This window comes from Thauera aminoaromatica S2 (assembly GCF_000310185.1).
GTDB classification, from domain to species: domain Bacteria; phylum Pseudomonadota; class Gammaproteobacteria; order Burkholderiales; family Rhodocyclaceae; genus Thauera; species Thauera aminoaromatica.
In genome coordinates, this window is sequence record NZ_AMXD01000089.1 from 1 (window position 1) to 16,390 (window position 16,390).

At 69.4% G+C, this 16,390-nt stretch carries 18 protein-coding genes and 1 pseudogene; 18 read left to right on the top strand and 1 reads right to left on the bottom strand.

Annotated elements, in window-relative coordinates; genetic code table 11:
* A pseudogene (locus tag C665_RS13245) lies at nt 1-342 on the top strand (exonuclease domain-containing protein); the annotation flags it as partial.
* 53 nt (nt 343-395) lie between these two features.
* Here C665_RS13245 and C665_RS13250 read toward each other — a convergent pair.
* Entirely contained in the window at nt 396-1,097 is a 702-nt protein-coding gene (locus tag C665_RS13250; protein ID WP_004314185.1) for a Crp/Fnr family transcriptional regulator, read from the bottom strand.
* Between the two features lie 256 nt (nt 1,098-1,353).
* On the opposite strand from C665_RS13250, the gene C665_RS13255 reads away from it, so the two are divergent.
* The 17 genes from C665_RS13255 to C665_RS13335 all read left to right on the top strand — a co-directional run.
* Nucleotides 1,354-3,267: a histidine kinase gene (locus tag C665_RS13255; protein ID WP_004314186.1), complete on the top strand. Its 1,914-nt coding sequence runs from the start codon at nt 1,354-1,356 to the stop codon at nt 3,265-3,267.
* Nucleotides 3,264-3,908 (top strand): two-component system response regulator NarL, encoded by a 645-nt coding sequence (narL, locus tag C665_RS13260; protein ID WP_004314188.1) that lies wholly within the window; start codon nt 3,264-3,266, stop codon nt 3,906-3,908. The genes C665_RS13255 and narL overlap by 4 nt, the downstream gene beginning before the upstream one ends.
* A gap of 125 nt (nt 3,909-4,033) precedes the next feature.
* Entirely contained in the window at nt 4,034-4,570 is a 537-nt protein-coding gene (gene napF, locus C665_RS13265) for a ferredoxin-type protein NapF (protein ID WP_004314190.1), read from the top strand.
* Entirely contained in the window at nt 4,567-4,821 is a 255-nt protein-coding gene (locus C665_RS13270) for a chaperone NapD (protein ID WP_004314191.1), read from the top strand. The genes napF and C665_RS13270 overlap by 4 nt, the downstream gene beginning before the upstream one ends.
* Nucleotide 4,822: 1 nt before the next feature.
* Nucleotides 4,823-7,369 carry a nitrate reductase catalytic subunit NapA gene (napA, locus tag C665_RS13275; RefSeq protein WP_004314193.1) on the top strand — a complete coding sequence of 849 codons (2,547 nt, stop codon included), beginning with the start codon at nt 4,823-4,825 and terminating at the stop codon, nt 7,367-7,369.
* Between the two features lie 68 nt (nt 7,370-7,437).
* A complete protein-coding gene (napG, locus tag C665_RS13280; protein ID WP_040829263.1) occupies nt 7,438-8,331 on the top strand; it encodes a ferredoxin-type protein NapG in 894 nt (297 codons plus the stop codon).
* On the top strand, nt 8,328-9,263 hold the full coding sequence (gene napH, locus C665_RS13285; RefSeq protein ID WP_004314196.1) for a quinol dehydrogenase ferredoxin subunit NapH: 936 nt from the start codon (nt 8,328-8,330) through the stop codon (nt 9,261-9,263). Before napG ends, napH begins: the two co-directional genes overlap by 4 nt.
* Nucleotides 9,260-9,712 (top strand): nitrate reductase cytochrome c-type subunit, encoded by a 453-nt coding sequence (locus tag C665_RS13290; RefSeq protein ID WP_004314198.1) that lies wholly within the window; start codon nt 9,260-9,262, stop codon nt 9,710-9,712. Before napH ends, C665_RS13290 begins: the two co-directional genes overlap by 4 nt.
* 23 nt (nt 9,713-9,735) lie before the next feature.
* Entirely contained in the window at nt 9,736-10,356 is a 621-nt protein-coding gene (locus C665_RS13295; RefSeq protein ID WP_004314200.1) for a NapC/NirT family cytochrome c, read from the top strand.
* Nucleotides 10,357-10,474: 118 nt separating this feature from the next.
* Entirely contained in the window at nt 10,475-11,101 is a 627-nt protein-coding gene (gene ccmA / locus C665_RS13300; RefSeq protein ID WP_012586284.1) for a cytochrome c biogenesis heme-transporting ATPase CcmA, read from the top strand.
* Nucleotides 11,095-11,763: a heme exporter protein CcmB gene (ccmB, locus tag C665_RS13305; RefSeq protein WP_004314203.1), complete on the top strand. Its 669-nt coding sequence runs from the start codon at nt 11,095-11,097 to the stop codon at nt 11,761-11,763. Before ccmA ends, ccmB begins: the two co-directional genes overlap by 7 nt.
* 57 nt (nt 11,764-11,820) lie before the next feature.
* Entirely contained in the window at nt 11,821-12,606 is a 786-nt protein-coding gene (gene ccmC, locus C665_RS13310) for a heme ABC transporter permease CcmC (protein WP_004314205.1), read from the top strand.
* Nucleotides 12,606-12,836, top strand: a complete 231-nt coding sequence (gene ccmD / locus C665_RS13315) for a heme exporter protein CcmD (RefSeq protein WP_004314207.1) — start codon at nt 12,606-12,608, stop codon at nt 12,834-12,836. The genes ccmC and ccmD overlap by 1 nt, the downstream gene beginning before the upstream one ends.
* Nucleotides 12,833-13,276 carry a cytochrome c maturation protein CcmE gene (gene ccmE, locus C665_RS13320; RefSeq protein WP_004314208.1) on the top strand — a complete coding sequence of 148 codons (444 nt, stop codon included), beginning with the start codon at nt 12,833-12,835 and terminating at the stop codon, nt 13,274-13,276. Before ccmD ends, ccmE begins: the two co-directional genes overlap by 4 nt.
* Nucleotide 13,277: 1 nt before the next feature.
* Entirely contained in the window at nt 13,278-15,254 is a 1,977-nt protein-coding gene (locus C665_RS13325; RefSeq protein ID WP_004314210.1) for a heme lyase CcmF/NrfE family subunit, read from the top strand.
* Nucleotides 15,255-15,272: 18 nt separating this feature from the next.
* Nucleotides 15,273-15,866, top strand: coding sequence for a DsbE family thiol:disulfide interchange protein (locus C665_RS13330; RefSeq protein ID WP_004314212.1), 594 nt, complete (start codon nt 15,273-15,275; stop codon nt 15,864-15,866).
* Nucleotides 15,856-16,390: cytochrome c-type biogenesis protein (locus C665_RS13335; protein WP_004314214.1), on the top strand; the 535-nt coding region annotated here is incomplete at its 3' end. The genes C665_RS13330 and C665_RS13335, both read left to right, overlap by 11 nt.

Here is a 16,390-nt window from a genome sequence, read left to right on the forward strand (position 1 = left end):
CGCTGCGCGGGCGTGTGCGCGCGGCGCGAGACGCCCGAGGAGCACGACGCCCGCCTCGCCGGCGCGCTCGCCGGGGTGGGCGTCAAGCCTTGGCCGTGGGCGGGGCCGGTGGCGGTGGAAGAGGTGCGCGCGCACGGCCCGCACCGGCTGCAGGTGTTCGACCGCTGGTGCCACCTGGGCAGCGCGCAGGACGAGGCCGGCGCGCTCGCCCTCGCCGCGGCGCCGCGCGCCTTCGACGCCGACGTCTGGCGCATCCTCGCGCGCTGGCTGGCGGTGCCGGCCCATCTCGCGCAGCTGCGCGTGCTCGCCGCGCAGGCGGGCGAAGGGGAGCGGGGCGGTTAAGCGGCGCAGGCTGCCGCGGCGGTGCCGGCCACGAACGATGCGCCGGGCGCGACCTAGTGCGCCGCGCAGTCGCGCAGCTGCGACAGCTTGCTGAGCACCATGCCGCGGCGGCCGCGCGGCTGGATCATGCCGTCCCGGGTGAGCTGCGAGAGGATGCGCGACAGCGTTTCCGGGGTGAGGTTGAGCTGGGCGGCGATGGTCTGCTTGTCGATGTCGAGGCGGATCTCGCAACGCTCGGCGTCTTCCGGCGCCAGCCGGGTCAGGTAGTGGGCGACGCGCTGCGTGCCGCTGAGCTGGAACTGAACCTGCATGGTCGACATCAGATCGTAGCTGGCTTCCGCGAGCCGGTTGCTCATCGACACCGAAAAGGCGGTCGAGCTCACCATCGCGGTGCGCAGCGCGGCAGTCGGCACCAGCAGCAACTCGCTCGCGCTGATCGCCTGGGCGTTGGCGACGTGGGGGCGGTTGATCAGTGCGGCCTCCTCGCCGAAGAAGCTGCCGGGCTCGGCGAGGCGGACGATCTTCTCTCCGCCCGAGGGTGAAAGCACGAAGCATTTCACCCGCCCGTCCAGCACCAGGTGGATGCCGCGCGGACAGTCCTCCTGCTGGACGAGGAGCTCGCCGCGGGCGGCGTGGATCGGGCGCGCGGCGGCGAGAACGCGCTCGCGGGCGGAGGGGTCGAGCATGTCGAAGGGAGCGAAGCGGGCGAGCAGGTCGCTGGCGTCGGGGGCGAGGGAGGGGGGCCTGCAGCTCATGCGGATCTCCTGCGGACGTCGGCGTGGTTTTCCAGTCGGTAGACTAGCCGCTGGTTTCCACCCTGCATGGCGTCGCGACCTGCAGCGGGGCGCGCGCGTGTTTTTGGCATACCTCCGAAGAGGTATCCGCGGATTTTGGCAAGTCACTGAAAAGTAGACGCAAAGGTCGAGGGTTGCAGGCGTTGCAGCCGAGGATCGAAGTGGAAGGGGTATGTCCACGTTGTTGTCCCGGATCGCGTCCGGATGGAGATTTCACATGTATCTGGCGGTCCCCCGCCTGCTCGTGAGGCGCTCGATCATGCTGCTGGTGTCGGTCGCCCTCGTGGCGATGACGCTGATCGGGCTGGCGGGCATGAGCGCATCCTTCGTCGTGGTGGATCGCAGCCGCGACAGCGTGCAGGCGATCGCCGTGGCCAGCACCCTGCGCGGCCATACCCAGCGGATCGCCAACCTGATCGCGATCGATGCGCTCAAGGGCCGCATCGGTGTGTCCGAGCGCACGCGCGCGGCGATGGCCGACATCGAGCGCGAGCTGCAGCAGGCCGCGCTGCGCCGCTTCGTGGACGAGGCCCCGGGAGAGCTCTTCGCGGCGACCTACCGCGGCGTGCAGGCGGGTTGGGAGCGCTCGGTGCGGCCGCGGATCGAGGCGCTCGCCGGGCCTGTGCCGCCGGATGCGCGCGAGGTCGAGACGCTGCTCGCCGGGGTCGACGACTTCGTCGGTCAGGTCGATAGCCTGGTCGCGGTGCTCGGCCAGGAGAACGAGCGCCGTATCGACGAGCTGCGCCGCATCCTCGCGCTCGCCGCGGCGGTGACGCTGGGGGTGGTGCTGGTGGTGATCGTCTTGCTGCAGCGGGCGCTGCTGCGCCCGCTCGGTGGCCTGCTCGACGCCGCACGCCGCATCGCCGGCGGTGATTTCGGCGTGCGCGTGCGCTACACCGGGGAGGACGAACTCGGCCAGGTCGGCAGCGCCTTCAACCTGATGGCCGACGAGCTCGCCCGCCACTATCACCTGCTCGAGCTGCGCGTCACCGAGAAGACCGCCGAGCTGCAGCGCAGCAACCGTTCGCTCGAGCTGCTCTACCACGCCATCGCCCGGCTCTACCAGGCGCCGAGCGCGCCCGACGCCTACGAGGCCACCCTGCGCGACATCGACCGCGTCGCCGGGCTGGAGGGCTCCTTCGTCTGCATCGAGCCGCGCCCCGGCGCCCCCGCGGCGGTGATCGCCTCGTCCATGGGGCCCTGTCCGGATCGCGCCGAGCGCGGCGAGGACGCCTGCGCGGCCTGCCGGGCCGGCTCGGAGGGGCAGGCGCTGGCGCTGCTGTCGCCGACCCTGCTGCGCTTTCCGCTCCGCGACCGCGAGCACCATCACGGCATGCTGCGCCTGTCGCTGTCCGACGGCGCGCGCCTGGAGGACTGGCAGCGCCAGCTCGTCGAGGCGCTGTCGCGCCACATCGGCATGGCGCTCGGCGCGGCACGGCGCACCGAGCAGGAGCGCCTGCTCGCACTGCAGGAGGAGCGCTCGGTGATCGCGCGCGAGCTGCACGATTCGCTCGCGCAGGCGCTGTCCTACATGAAGATCCAGGTCAGCCTGTTGCAGCGCGCACTCGCCGATCCGGCGCGCACGGCGGAGGCGGAGCCGATCCTGGCCGACCTGCGCGAGGGCATCAGCGCCGCCTACCGTCAGCTGCGCGAGCTGCTGGTGTCCTTCCGCCTCGGCCTGTCGGCCGACCTCGCCACCCTGATGGAAGATGCTGCGCGCGAATACGGCACGCGCGGCGGTCTGGAGGTCGAGCTCGCCGTGGAGCTCGGCGCCTGCCAGCTCAGCCCGAACCAGGAGGTGCATGTGCTGCAGATCGTGCGCGAGGCCTTGTCGAACATGGTGCGCCACGCTTCGGCACGCCATGCCTGGGTGGCGCTGCGTGGCGGCGCGGATGGCGAGGTGCTGCTGGAGGTGCGCGACGACGGCTGCGGCATCGGCGCGCCGCCGGCGGATGCCCGCAACCACCACGGGCTGGCGATCATGCGCGAGCGCGCGCGCAGCATGGGCGGGGAAATCGACATCGGGCCGGCGCTGCCGAGCGGTACCCGGGTGTGCGTGCGCTTCCGATCCGCCAACGCGAGCATGGCGGCGATGGCGCAGGGTGATGCGAAGAAGGAAACGGAGACATGAACGAGAGCTGTCGCGTGCTGATCGTGGACGACCACCCGCTGTTCCGACGCGGACTGGTGCAGCTGCTGCGCACGATTCCCGCCTTCGTCCTCGTCGGCGAGGCCGCCAGTGGCGCAGAAGGGCTCGTGCTCGCGCGCGAGCTGCGCCCCGACCTGGTCCTGCTCGACCTCAACATGCGCGACGGCGACGGGCTCGACATGCTGCGCGGCCTGCGCGCGGCGCGCAGCGAGGCGCGCGTGGTGATGGTCACGGTGTCGGACTCCGGCGAGGATGTGGTGGCCGCCTTGCGCGGCGGCGCCGAGGGCTACCTGCTCAAGGACATGGAGCCCGAGGCCATGCTCGAGGCGCTGCAGGCCGTGGCCGCCGGGCGGGTGGTGATCCCCCCGCAGCTCAACCACCTCCTCGCCGCCGCGTTGCGCGGCGAGTCGCGGCCACAGTCGGCGGGCGCCGCCGGGCTCACCGAGCAGGAGCTGCGCATCCTCGAGAAGATCGCCGCCGGGCTCCCCAACAAGCAGATCGGGCGCGAGCTCGACATCGCGGAGGGTACGGTGAAGGTCCACGTCAAGCACATCCTGCGCAAGCTCGAGCTGCGCTCGCGCGTCGAGGCCGCGGTGTGGGCGGTGGAGCATCTGCGGGCCTGAGCGGCGGGGAAGGGCGCGCGCGGCAAGCCCGGCTGTATTGAGATGAGTTCGCAGGTTGACTCAGGTCAATAATTGACTGCTGCTACTGGGCTGTAATGGCGGCTGCGCAATTTGCTGGATCGTCCTTGGCTTCCTCCGCATCTCCGCGCGCGGCGAGTTCCCGCCGGAACTTCCTCTTCGGACGCACGCGCGCAGTCGAGCCCGCACTCCGCCCGCCCTGGGCGCTGGAGGAGGAGGACTTCGTCGCGCGTTGCACGCGCTGCGAGCGCTGTATCGAGGCCTGTCCCACCACCATCCTGGTGTGCATGGACGGCGGCTTCCCCGGGGTCGATTTCAGCCGCGGCGAATGCAGCTTCTGCGGCGATTGCGTCGCCGCCTGCGAACCTCGCGCGCTTTGGCGCGAGGACGCGTCCGCTGCGCCCTGGGATCGTGTCGCCGTGATCGGCGCAGCCTGCCTGGCGGCGCGCGGCGTCGAATGCCGCGTGTGCGGCGAGGCCTGCCCCGAGGGCGCCATCCGCTTCCGTCCCCGCCTCGGGGGCGTCGCCCATCCCGAACTCGACGCCGCCGCGTGCACCGCCTGCGGCGCCTGCATCGGCCCGTGCCCGACGCGTGCGATCGACACGCGCGTGCGCAATCCCCTCCCTACGGAGAGCGCAACATGAATATTGCAAGTCTGGTCGTGCGGGCCTTTCCCGCGGATTTCCCCGAGATCGTCGAGGGCCTGAAGAAGGTGCCCGGGGTCGAGTTGCACGGGCAGTCCGCCGAGAAGGGCAACATCGTCATCACCATCGAGGACGGCGCGGGCTGGTCGGTGACCGACTCGATCCTGGCGGTGAACCTGCTGCCCAAGGTGCAGGGGCTGACGATCGCCTACGAATACACCGATGAAGGTCTGGAATTGACGGAGGTCTGACATGAGCATGAATCGACGCGAATTCATCAAGAACAACGCGATCGCCGCGGCGGCCGCCACCGCCGGCATCGGGATCCCGGTCGTCGCCGAGGCGCAGCAGCCCGGCGCGGGCGGCACCAAGGTGCGCTGGGACAAGGCGGCCTGCCGCTTCTGCGGCACCGGCTGCTCGGTGCTGGTGGGCGTGCAGGACGGGCGCGTGGTCGCCACCCAGGGTGATCCGGACTCGCCGGTCAACCGCGGCCTGAACTGCATCAAGGGCTACTTCCTGTCCAAGATCATGTACGGCGAGGACCGCCTTACCAAGCCGCTGCTGCGCATGAAGAACGGCCAGTTCGACAAGAACGGCGAGTTCACGCCGATCTCGTGGGAGCAGGCCTTCGACATCATGGAGCAGAAGTGGAAGAAGGCGATCAAGGAGCACGGCCCCGACTCCGTCGCCATGTTCGGCTCGGGCCAGTGGACGGTGTGGGAGGGCTATGCCGCCTCGAAGCTGATGAAGGCCGGCTTCCGCACCAACAACCTCGATCCCAACGCGCGCCACTGCATGGCGTCGGCGGTGGCCGGCTTCATGCGCACCTTCGGCATCGACGAGCCGATGGGCTGTTACGACGACATCGAGAACGCCGACACCTTCGTGCTGTGGGGCTCGAACATGGCGGAGATGCACCCCATCCTGTGGAGCCGCATCACCGACCGCCGCCTGTCCAAGCAAGGCTGCCAGGTGCACGTGCTGTCGACCTTCGAGCATCGTTCCTACGAGCTCGCCGACAACCCGATGATCTTCGTGCCGCAGACCGACTTGGCGATCCTCAACTACATCTGCAACTACATCATCCAGAACGGCAAGGTGAACAAGGCCTTCGTCGAGCGCAACGTCAAGTTCAAGATCGGCGAGACCGACATCGGTTTCGGCCTGCGCCCGAACCATGTGCTGGAAGCCAAGGCCACGAGCAACGGCTACCCGGGTGCCGAGGGCAAGCCCAAGGGCGACACCGGCGCGGCCAAGGACATCAGCTTCGACGAGTTCGCCAGGTTCGTCTCGGAGTACACCGCCGAGAAGGTGTCGAAGCTTTCGGGCGTGCCGGAGGATCGCCTGGTAAAGATGGCCGAGCAGTATGCCGACCCGAACCGCAAGGTGGTGTCGTTCTGGACCATGGGCTTCAACCAGCACACCCGCGGCACCTGGGTGAACAACATGATCTACAACGTCCACCTGCTCGTGGGCAAGATCTCGGAGCCCGGCAACAGCCCGTTCTCGCTCACCGGTCAGCCCTCGGCCTGCGGCACCGCGCGCGAGGTCGGCACCTTCGCGCACCGCCTGCCGGCCGACATGGTGGTCACCAACCCGATGCACCGCGCGCTCACCGAGGAATTGTGGAAGCTGCCCGAGGGCACGATCCCGCCCAAGATCGGTCTGCATGCGGTGGCGCAGAGCCGCGCGCTCAAGGACGGCAAGCTCAAGTGCTACTGGACCACGACCACCAACAATATGCAGGCGGGCCCCAACGTCAATGACGAGATCTACCCGGGCTGGCGCAACCCGGAGGCCTTCGTGGTGGTGTCCGACGTCTATCCGACCGTCTCCGCGCTGTCGGCCGACCTGATCCTGCCGTGCGCGATGTGGGCCGAGAAGGAAGGCGCCTTCGGCAACGCCGAGCGCCGCACCCAGTTCTGGCGCCAGCAGGTGTCGGCGCCGGGCGAGGCCAAGTCCGACCTGTGGCAGTACATCCAGTTCGCCAAGCGCTTCAAGGTCGAGGAAGTGTGGCCGGAGGAGCTCGTCGCCAAGAAGCCCGAGTACCGCGGCAAGACCCTGTACGACGTGCTCTACGCCAACGGCCAGGTGAACAAGTTCCCGCTCGCCGACGTCGAGAAGGCCAACGGGCATGCGATTCCGGGCTACATGAACGACGAGTCGAAGGAGCTCGGCTTCTACCTGCAGAAGGGCTTGTTCGAGGAGTACGCCGCCTTCGGTCGCGGCCACGCCCACGACCTCGCCGACTTCGACGTCTACCACAAGGCGCGGGGCCTGCGCTGGCCGGTGGTGGACAACAAGGAGACCCTGTGGCGCTTCCGCGAGGGCTATGACCCGTACGTGAAGGCGGGCGAGGGCGTGAAGTTCTACGGCCACAAGGACAACAAGGCGGTCGTGTTCGCGCTGCCCTACCAGGATCCGCCCGAGATGCCCGATGCCGAGTTCGACATGTGGCTGTGTACCGGCCGCGTGCTGGAGCACTGGCACACCGGCTCGATGACCCGGCGCGTGCCCGAGCTGCACCGCTCGGTGCCCGAGGCACAGATCTTCATGCACCCCGAGGACGCGCAGAAGCGCGGCCTGCAGCGCGGAATGGCGGTCAAGGTGGTGTCGCGGCGCGGCGAGATCGTCGCCCGCCTGGAGACCCGCGGCCGCAACAAGCCGCCGGTCGGGCTCATCTTCGTGCCCTTCTTCGACGAAGGCCGGCTGGTGAACAAGCTCACGCTCGACGCCACCTGCCCGATCTCGAAGGAGACCGACTACAAGAAATGCGCGGTGAAGGTCCTTAAGGTCTGATGAGAGGAGGCGCGAGTCCGGCCCCCGCCGACCGGGGGGACGCGCGGAGGGCGGGGCTCGCGATGCTGATGAACGACAAGGTGCAATCGACCGGACGCGTTGAACCCGTCGCTCCGGCTTCGCGCCGCCGCTTCCTCAAGGATGCGGCGGGCGTCGCCGGCGGTGCGGGTCTGCTCGCGCTCGGTGCCGGGATGTACGCGAAGCAGGCGTCGGCGTTGCCGGCGACGGCCATCCGTCCGCCCGGCGCTCTCCCCGAAGACGCTTTTCTCGCGGCCTGCGTGCGCTGCGGCCTGTGCGTGCGCGACTGTCCCTACAAGACCCTGAAGCTGGCCGAGTTCGGCGACGGGGTGGCGACGGGCACGCCGTACTTCGAGGCGCGCGACATTCCCTGCGAGATGTGCGAGGACATCCCCTGCGTGGTGGCCTGTCCGACCGGCGCGCTCGACCGTGCGCTGGTCGATATCACCAAGGCGAAGATGGGGCTGGCGGTCCTGATCGACCAGGAGAACTGCCTCAACTTCCTCGGCCTGCGCTGTGACGTGTGCTACCGGGTGTGCCCGGTCATCGACCAGGCGATCACTCTCGAGCGCATGCACAACCCGCGCTCCGACCGTCACGCGATGCTGCTGCCGACCGTGCATTCCGAGCACTGCACCGGCTGCGGCAAGTGCGAGAAGGCCTGCGTGCTGCCCGGCGAGGCGGCGATCAAGGTGTTGCCGATCAAGCTGGCGCAAGGCTCGAAGGCCGAACACTACCTGCGTGGCTGGGAAGAGAAGGAGGCCGCCGGCAAGTCGCTCATCGGCGACCAGGTCGAGCTGCCGGTGCGCGGCCTCGAAGGCAAGGCCTACGGTGACACTCGGGTCGAACCCGGGCAAGGGCCGGTCCAGGCGCCCGCGCAGGTGCCGGATTACGTTCCCGCGAAGCCGGCGGGCGGTGGTCTCGACTCGGGGTGGAAGCCATGAGCGCGCGACTCGGCGCCGGCGGCGTGCCGGAACGCAAGGTCCCGCCCACCAGCGTGCGCGGCGCCGCGATGCGCGGCGTGGTCGCACGTCCCGGGCGCGAGGCGGTGGAGGCGAAGGGCTGGCTGCGCGCGCACAAGTGGCTGCTGCTGCGGCGCGCGTCGCAGCTCGGCATCCTCGCACTCTTCCTCGTCGGGCCATGGCTGGGGTGGTGGATCGTCAAGGGCAACCTGTCGTCCAGCCTCACCCTCGGCGTGCTGCCGCTCACCGACCCCTTCCTGGTCGTGCAGCAGCTCGCCGCCGGGCACTGGCCCTACCGGGAGGCGCTGCTCGGCGCCGGCATCGTGCTCGCCTTCTATCTGCTCTTCGGTGGGCGGCTGTTCTGCTCGTGGGTGTGTCCGGTCAACCTCGTCACCGACGCCGCCGCCTGGTTGCGCCGGCGGCTGGGCCTCAAGGGTGGCAAGGTGCCGTCGGGCAGCACGCGCTACTGGCTGCTCGGCTTCGTGCTGGTCATCGCGGCGGCGACCGGCTCGCTGGCGTGGGAGTGGGTGAATCCGGTGTCGATGTTCCACCGCGGCCTGATCTTCGGTTTCGGACTGGCCTGGGGCATCGTCGGCGGCATCTTCTTCTACGACCTGCTCATCGCCCCGCGCGGCTGGTGTGGCCACCTGTGCCCGCAAGGCGCCTTCTACGCCCTGCTCGGACGCGCCGCCGTCGTCAAGGTCTCGGCCGCCAAGCGCAGCGCGTGCAACGACTGCATGGACTGCTTCGCCGTCTGCCCCGAGCCCCAGGTCATCCGGCCCGCGCTCAAGGGCGTAGGCCAGGACCACCCCCTCATTCTGGATGCCGACTGCACCACCTGCGGACGCTGCGTGGATGTGTGCGGCAAGGACGTTTTCCGCATTACGACCCGATTCAACAGGAGCGAGTCATGAACAAACAAACCCGAAATCTGGTGCTCGCGCTCGTCGCCGCTGTCGGCTTCGGTGCCATGGTGCCGCCCGCGGCGATGGCGCAGGCGGTGAAGAGCATTCGCGGCGCCGACGTGGCCGAGCAGGAGCTGCAGGTCGGCAACTACAAGCCGATTCCCGACCAGGCGCCGATCGAGCGCGACTACGTGCAGCAACCGCCGCTGATCCCGCACAAGGTGGAGGGCTACGAGGTCACGATCAACTTCAACAAGTGCATGGACTGCCACGCCTGGAGCCGCTACAAGGAGTCGGGCGCCACCAAGGTCAGCCTGACCCACTTCAAGGATCGTGACGGCGGCGAACTGTCGAACATCTCGCCGCGCCGCTATTTCTGCATGCAGTGCCATGTGCCCCAGACCGACGCCAAGCCGCTGGTCGGCAACAAGTTCCAGCGCGCGGAAGGCCTGCGCTGAAGAATCGACACACGGGGATCGACATGACCGACAACAACAAGAGCCTGATGCAGCGCATCCGCGGTGCGGGCTGGGGCGCCATCGTCCTGCTCGTCGCCGCGGGCGTGGTGTTCTGGGGGGGCTTCAACTGGGCCCTGGAGATGACCAACACGGAGAAGTTCTGCATTTCCTGTCATGAGATGGAGCAGAACGTCTTCAAGGAGTATCGCAACACCATCCACTACCAGAACCGCACCGGGGTGCGCGCGACCTGCCCGGACTGCCACGTGCCCAAGGAGTGGGGCCCGAAGATGATCCGCAAGATCAAGGCCTCGCGCGAGCTCTACGGCAAGGTGATGGGCACCATCGACACGCCGGAGAAGTTCGCCGCCGAGCGCCTGCGCCTGGCGCAGAACGAGTGGAACCGCATGAAGGCGAACAACTCGCAGGAGTGCCGCAACTGCCACAACTACGAGTATTTCGACTACTCGGTGCAGGGCCGTCGCTCCAACCAGATGCACCAGGCCGGCTTCGCCGAGGGCAAGACCTGCATCGACTGCCACAAGGGCATCGCGCACTCGCTGCCGCCGGTCGACCAGCACATCGGCGCGCCGCGCGAAGGCGTCGCTCCCGAGGTGATGCACCCGCCCGCGAAGAAGGACTGAGCTGCGCCGCAGCCCCCGCCCCGCGCTGCGCCGCATCGAGCGGTGCGCCGCGGGGCGCGCCTTTCCGGTGTGTGCCGGGATGGCGCATCCCGGGCCGCCTGTGTTCCAATCCGTCCCCATGCTCGAAGTCGAAAGTCTCGCCTGCCTGAAAGGCGATCGCCTGCTGTTCCGCGACCTCGCCTTCCGCCTCCAGGCGGGTGGCCTGCTGCGCGTCGCCGGGCCCAACGGGGTCGGCAAGACCAGCCTGCTGCGCCTGGTCACCGGGCTGGCGCTGCCCGAGGCCGGCGAGATCCGCTGGCGCGGCGAGTCGATCCGGCGCGCGCGCGAGGCCTTCCACGGCGACCTGCTCTACCTCGGCCACGCCGCCGCGCTCAATGACCTCCTCAGCCCGCTGGAGAACCTGCGTTTCGCCTGCGCTGCCGCCGGCGACGCGGTCGACGCGGAGGACTGCGTGCAGGCCCTGCAGCGCATCGGCCTCGCCGACCAGCTCGACCTGCCGGCGCGCGTGCTGTCGCAGGGCCAGCGCCGCCGCGTCGGCCTGGCGCGGCTGTTCCTGTCGAACGCGCGCCCGCTGTGGGTGCTCGACGAGCCCTTCACCGCGCTCGACGTGCGTGCGGTCGCCGATCTCGCCGCCACGCTCTCGCAGCACTGCGAAGCGGGCGGCATGGTGATGCTCACCACCCACCAGGACGCGCCCTTCGCGCGCCCGCCCGAGGTGCTCGACGTCGGAGTCTTCGCATGCTGAGCACCTTCCTCGCCGTGCTGCGGCGCGACCTGCTGCTGGCCTGGCGCGGGCGCGCCGACGTGCTCGTCACGCTCGCCTTCTTCATCATCGTGGTGTGCCTGTTCCCCTTCGGCGTCGGCGCCGAGCCCAACCAGCTGCGCGCGATCGCGCCCGGCGTGCTGTGGGTCGCGGCGCTGCTCGCCTGCCTGCTTTCGCTGCATCGCCTGTTCGCGCAGGACTACAGCGACGGAACTCTCGAGCAGCTTCTCCTGTCTAGCGAGCCGGCTGCGCTGTGGGTGATGGCCAAGGTGCTGGCGTTCTGGCTCAGCACCGGCCTGCCGGTGGTGGCGGTGGCGCCGGCCATGGGTCTGCTGCTTGACCTCGAACAAGGCGGGCTGCCCGTGCTGATACTAAGTTTGCTGCTCGGCACGCCCATCCTCGCGCTGCTCGGTGGGGTCGGCGCGGCGCTGACCCTCGGGCTGCGCGGCGGTGGCATGCTGCTGGCCCTGCTGGTGCTGCCGCTGTTCGTCCCGGTGCTGATCTTCGGTGCCGGCGCGGTCGAGGCCGAGCTGTCGGGTAGCGGTGCCGCCGCCCATCTGCTGCTGCTCGGCGGTGGTCTGGCGGGGGCGCTCGCGCTGGCGCCGGTGGCGTGCGCGGCAGCGCTCAGAATTTCAACCGATTGACGACGCAGCCGCGCCCCCAGGCGGGCGCGGCGGGCCGAGAAAGCGAAGCCTCGAAGCATGACGAATCCCGAACGCGGTCGCAGCCTGCTGCGGTTTGCTGCACCGCAGAATTTCTATCCTCTCGCCGGTCGTCTCGCGCCCTGGTTCGCCGCGAGCGCCGTCGTCCTCACCGCGGTCGGGCTGTGGCTCGGCTTCTTCGTCGCCCCCACCGACGCCACCCAGGGGCAGGTCTATCGGGTGATCTTCATCCACGTGCCGGCGGCCTGGATGTCGATGTTCATCTACCTCGTCATGGCCTTCTGGTCGGCGGTCGGGCTGGTCATGAACACCCGCCTGTCCTTTGTGATGAGCCAGGCGCTCGCCCCCACCGGGGCGATGTTCTGCTTCGTCGCGCTGTGGACCGGCGCGCTGTGGGGCAAGCCCACCTGGGGCGCCTACTGGGTGTGGGATGCGCGCCTGACCTCGCAGCTGCTGCTGCTCTTCCTCTACTTCGGCTTCATCGCGCTCACGCGCGCGATCGAGGATCCGCGTCGCGCCGACCGCGCCGGCGCAATCATCGCGCTGGTGGGCGCGGTCAACGTGCCGATCATCTACTTCTCGGTGCAGTGGTGGAACACCTTGCACCAGGGCGCCTCGGTGAGCCTCACCAAGGCGCCGTCGATGGCGACCACCATGCTCACCGGCATGCTGGTGATGGCGCTGGCGTCGTGGGCCTACACCCTCGCCGTGGTGCTGTGGCGGGTGCGGCCGATGATCCTCGAGCGCGAGCGCCACACCGAGTGGGTCGGCGCCGAGCTCGAGCGCGCCGCGAAGCTTTCGCAAACCGCCGGAGGGCGTGCCTGATGCAGCAGTGGGAGAGCTGGTCCGCGTTCTGGGACATGGGCGGTGCCGCCTTTTACGTGTGGGGCAGCTACGGCCTCGCGTTCGCGTTGATCGCGCTGGAACTCGTGCTCGTGTTCCAGCGTCGGAAGGACACCACCCGTCGCCTGCTGCGCTGGCGCCGCGCGGTGGGCAAGGATGCAGGCAAGCGTAACGGCGAAGGCACGATGCCCGCCATGGAGTCGGAAACATGAAAGCCCGTAGCAAACGTCTGATGCTGGTCGGCGGCGGGGTGGCCCTGCTGTTCGCCGCGGTCGCCCTGGTGCTGAGCGCCTTCCAGCAAAACCTGGTGTTCTTCCATACGCCGACCGAGGTCTCCGAGGGCAAGGCGCCCACCGGCAAGACCTTCCGCATCGGCGGCATGGTCGAGGACGGCTCGATCCAGCGCGAGGCCGACGGTGTAACGGTGCGCTTCGCGATCACCGACACCGCCAGGGTCATCCCGGTGACCTACAAGGGCACGCTGCCCGACCTCTTCAAGGAGGGCAAGGGCGCGGTGGTGCAGGGCAGGCTCGAGGGCGGCGTGTTCCGCGCCACCGAGGTGCTCGCCAAGCACGACGAGAACTACATGCCGCCGGAGGCCGCCCACGCCGTGGAACAGGCCCAGAAGGCCGCCCAGACCTTGAGCCAGTGACATGATCCCCGAACTCGGACACTTCGCCCTCATTCTTGCCCTGGTGCTGTCGCTGGTGCAGGCGGTCGTGCCGCTGGTCGGCGCGCAGCGCAACAGCTCGGCGCTCATGGCGGTCGGCCGCCCCGCGGCGCAGGGGCAGTTCTTCTTCATCCTGTTCAGCTACTTCTGCCTGACCTGGGCCTTCATCCAGAGCGACTTCTCCGTCCAGCTCGCGGCCACCAACTCGCACAGCGCCACCCCGCTGATGTACAAGATCACCGGCGTGTGGGGCAACCACGAGGGCTCGCTGCTGCTGTGGGCGATGTCGCTGTCGCTGTGGACGGTCGCGGTGACGGTGTTCTCGCGCCACCTGCCCGACGCCTTCCTCGCCCGCGTGCTGGGCGTGCTCGGTCTGGTCAGCGCCGGCTTCATCTCCTTCACCCTGGTCACCTCCAACCCCTTCGACCGCCTGCTGCCGGCCGTCGCTGAGGGCCGCGACCTCAACCCGCTGCTGCAGGACCCGGGGATGATCATCCATCCGCCGCTGCTCTACATGGGCTACGTCGGCTTCTCGGTGGCCTTCGCGTTCGCGATCGCGGCGCTGCTGTCGGGACGGATGGATGCCGCGTGGGCACGCTGGTCGCGGCCGTGGACCACGATCGCCTGGGTCTTCCTCACCGCCGGCATCGCGGTCGGCTCGGGCTGGGCCTACTACGAGCTCGGCTGGGGGGGCTGGTGGTTCTGGGATCCGGTCGAGAACGCCTCCTTCATGCCCTGGCTGCTCGGCACCGCGCTGATGCACTCGCTCGCCGTCACCGAGAAGCGCGGCGCCTTCCGCAGCTGGACGGTGCTGCTGGCGATCGGCGCCTTCTCGCTGTCGCTGCTCGGCACCTTCCTGGTGCGCTCGGGCGTCATCACCAGCGTGCACGCCTTCGCCACCGACCCCAGGCGCGGCCTCTACATCCTCGCCCTGCTCGTGATCGTGATCGGCTTCTCGCTGCTGCTGTACGCGATGCGTGCGAACAAGCTCATGGGCGGCGGCAGCTTCGGCCTGGTGTCGCGCGAGACCGCCCTGCTCGCCAATAACGTCCTGCTCACCGTGGCCTCGGCCTCGGTGCTGCTCGGCACGCTGTATCCGCTCTTCCTCGACGCCCTCGGCCTCGGCAAGATCTCGGTCGGGCCGCCCTACTTCGAGGCGGTGTTCGTGCCGCTGATGACCCCGGTCGTGGTGCTGATGGTGTTCGGCCCCTTCCTGCGCTGGAAGGACGACGAGCTCCTCGCCGAGGTGCGCCGCGTGGCGCCCGCCTTCGTCGCCAGCGTGGCGATCGGCGTCGGCAGCGCGTGGGCGGTGGATCACCTCACCTGGCGCACCGCGCTTGGCCTCTCGCTCGCGGCCTGGGTGGTGCTCGCCAGCCTGCAACTGCTCGTCCGCCGCCTCGGCGAGCGCGCCGGGGCCTCGGCCGGTTCGCGCCTGCGTTCGATCACCGCGTCGTGGTGGGGAATGTGGCTCGCCCACTTCGGCATCGGCATCTTCATCATCGGCGTCACCATGGTGGGCAGCCTGGACCGCCACCTCGACGTCAAGATGAAGGAAGGCCAGCACGCCGAGCTCGCCGGCTACACTTTCGTCTTCCGTGGCGCGGTGGATGCCGACGGCCCCAACTACGACGCCGCGCGCGGCAGGATCGAACTGCTGCGCGACGGCCGCTCGCTCGACATGCTCACTCCCGAGAAGCGCGTCTATCTCGCCCAGGGCATGCCGATGACCGAGGCCTCGCTCGACATCGGCGTGTTCCGCGACGTGTACGTCTCGCTCGGCGAACAGCTCGAGGACGGCGCCTGGATCGTCAGCCTCTACTACAAGCCCTTCATCAGCTGGATCTGGGCAGGTTGCGTGTTGATGGGCCTCGGAGGCGTGTTCGCCGCCGCCGACCGCCGCTATCGCCACCTGGCCGCGCGCGACGCCGCCGCGGCGGTGGGCAGTCGCGTCGCCGCCTGAGTTCGACCTGGGAAAACCATGAAAGCCAAGTTTCTCGTACCGCTGCTGCTGTTCTTCGGCCTCGCCGGCTTCCTCGCCTTCGGCCTCACCCTCAACCCGCGCGAGGTGCCCTCGCCGCTGATCGACAAGCCGGCGCCGAACTTCCGCCTCGCCCGTCTCGACCAGCCCGAGCAGACCTTCGCGCTCGAGGAGATGCGCGGCCAGGTCTGGCTGCTCAACGTGTGGGCCTCGTGGTGCGTGGCCTGCCGCCAGGAGCACCCGGTGCTGGTACGCATGGCCGCGCAGAAGCTGGTGCCGGTGGTCGGCCTCAACTACAAGGAAGTGCGCGGCGACGGCGCGATCAGCACCCGCGGCATGGCGCTCGAGGCCGAGACCACGATGGCGATCGAGCGCGCACGGCGCTGGCTCGCCGATCACGGCAACCCCTACCTGCTCTCGGTGCTCGACATCGACGGCCGCGTCGGCATCGACTTCGGCGTGTATGGCGTGCCCGAGACCTTCCTGATCGACCGCGAAGGCCGCATCCGCTACAAGCACATCGGCCCGATCACTCCCGAGTCGCTGCAGACCCAGATCATGCCCAAGGTCGAGGAGCTGCGTCGTGCCGGCTGATCCCAAGCTCGTCCCGTCCGGGCTCCACGGCCTGCGTCGCGTGCTCGGCGTCGGCGCGCTCGCCGCGCTGATCGCCGCCCCGCTCCATGCCGCCACGGCCGAAGGCGGCCCGGCCATCACCCCCGCCGGCATCGCCACCGCGAGCGACCCGGGCGTCGCCCCGGCGGTCGCCGCCGATCCCAAGCTCGAAGCCGACATGATGGAGCTGTCGCACAAGCTGCGCTGCCTCGTCTGCCAGAACCAGTCGATCGCCGAATCCAACGCGCCGCTCGCGGTGGACCTGCGCAACCAGGTGCGCGAACAGCTCGCCGCGGGCAAGGACAAGGACGACGTGATCGACTACCTCGTGGAGCGCTACGGCGACTTCGTGCTCTACGAGCCGCCCTTCAAGGCTGTGACCGGGCTGCTCTGGGTCGGGCCGTTCGCCCTGCTGCTGGGGGGCGCCGGCTGGCTGGCCTGGCGCCTGCGCCGGCGCCGCAGCGAGATCGCCGCCGAGGGCGCGCTCAGCGCCGCAGACCGCGAGC

Excerpts from the sequence above, each read along its gene's own strand:
- napG (WP_040829263.1), top strand. The coding sequence starts at position 7,438 with ATGAACGACAAGGTGCAATCGACCGGACGCGTTGAACCCGTCGCTCCG.
- C665_RS13250 (WP_004314185.1), bottom strand. The coding sequence starts at position 1,097 with ATGAGCTGCAGGCCCCCCTCCCTCGCCCCCGACGCCAGCGACCTGCTC.
- C665_RS13290 (WP_004314198.1), top strand. The coding sequence starts at position 9,260 with ATGAACAAACAAACCCGAAATCTGGTGCTCGCGCTCGTCGCCGCTGTC.
- napA (WP_004314193.1), top strand. The coding sequence starts at position 4,823 with ATGAGCATGAATCGACGCGAATTCATCAAGAACAACGCGATCGCCGCG.
- ccmD (WP_004314207.1), top strand. The coding sequence starts at position 12,606 with ATGCAGCAGTGGGAGAGCTGGTCCGCGTTCTGGGACATGGGCGGTGCC.
- napH (WP_004314196.1), top strand. The coding sequence starts at position 8,328 with ATGAGCGCGCGACTCGGCGCCGGCGGCGTGCCGGAACGCAAGGTCCCG.
- C665_RS13325 (WP_004314210.1), top strand. The coding sequence starts at position 13,278 with ATGATCCCCGAACTCGGACACTTCGCCCTCATTCTTGCCCTGGTGCTG.
- C665_RS13270 (WP_004314191.1), top strand. The coding sequence starts at position 4,567 with ATGAATATTGCAAGTCTGGTCGTGCGGGCCTTTCCCGCGGATTTCCCC.
- ccmE (WP_004314208.1), top strand. The coding sequence starts at position 12,833 with ATGAAAGCCCGTAGCAAACGTCTGATGCTGGTCGGCGGCGGGGTGGCC.
- ccmA (WP_012586284.1), top strand. The coding sequence starts at position 10,475 with ATGCTCGAAGTCGAAAGTCTCGCCTGCCTGAAAGGCGATCGCCTGCTG.
- ccmB (WP_004314203.1), top strand. The coding sequence starts at position 11,095 with ATGCTGAGCACCTTCCTCGCCGTGCTGCGGCGCGACCTGCTGCTGGCC.
- C665_RS13295 (WP_004314200.1), top strand. The coding sequence starts at position 9,736 with ATGACCGACAACAACAAGAGCCTGATGCAGCGCATCCGCGGTGCGGGC.
- narL (WP_004314188.1), top strand. The coding sequence starts at position 3,264 with ATGAACGAGAGCTGTCGCGTGCTGATCGTGGACGACCACCCGCTGTTC.
- C665_RS13330 (WP_004314212.1), top strand. The coding sequence starts at position 15,273 with ATGAAAGCCAAGTTTCTCGTACCGCTGCTGCTGTTCTTCGGCCTCGCC.
- C665_RS13255 (WP_004314186.1), top strand. The coding sequence starts at position 1,354 with ATGTATCTGGCGGTCCCCCGCCTGCTCGTGAGGCGCTCGATCATGCTG.
- ccmC (WP_004314205.1), top strand. The coding sequence starts at position 11,821 with ATGACGAATCCCGAACGCGGTCGCAGCCTGCTGCGGTTTGCTGCACCG.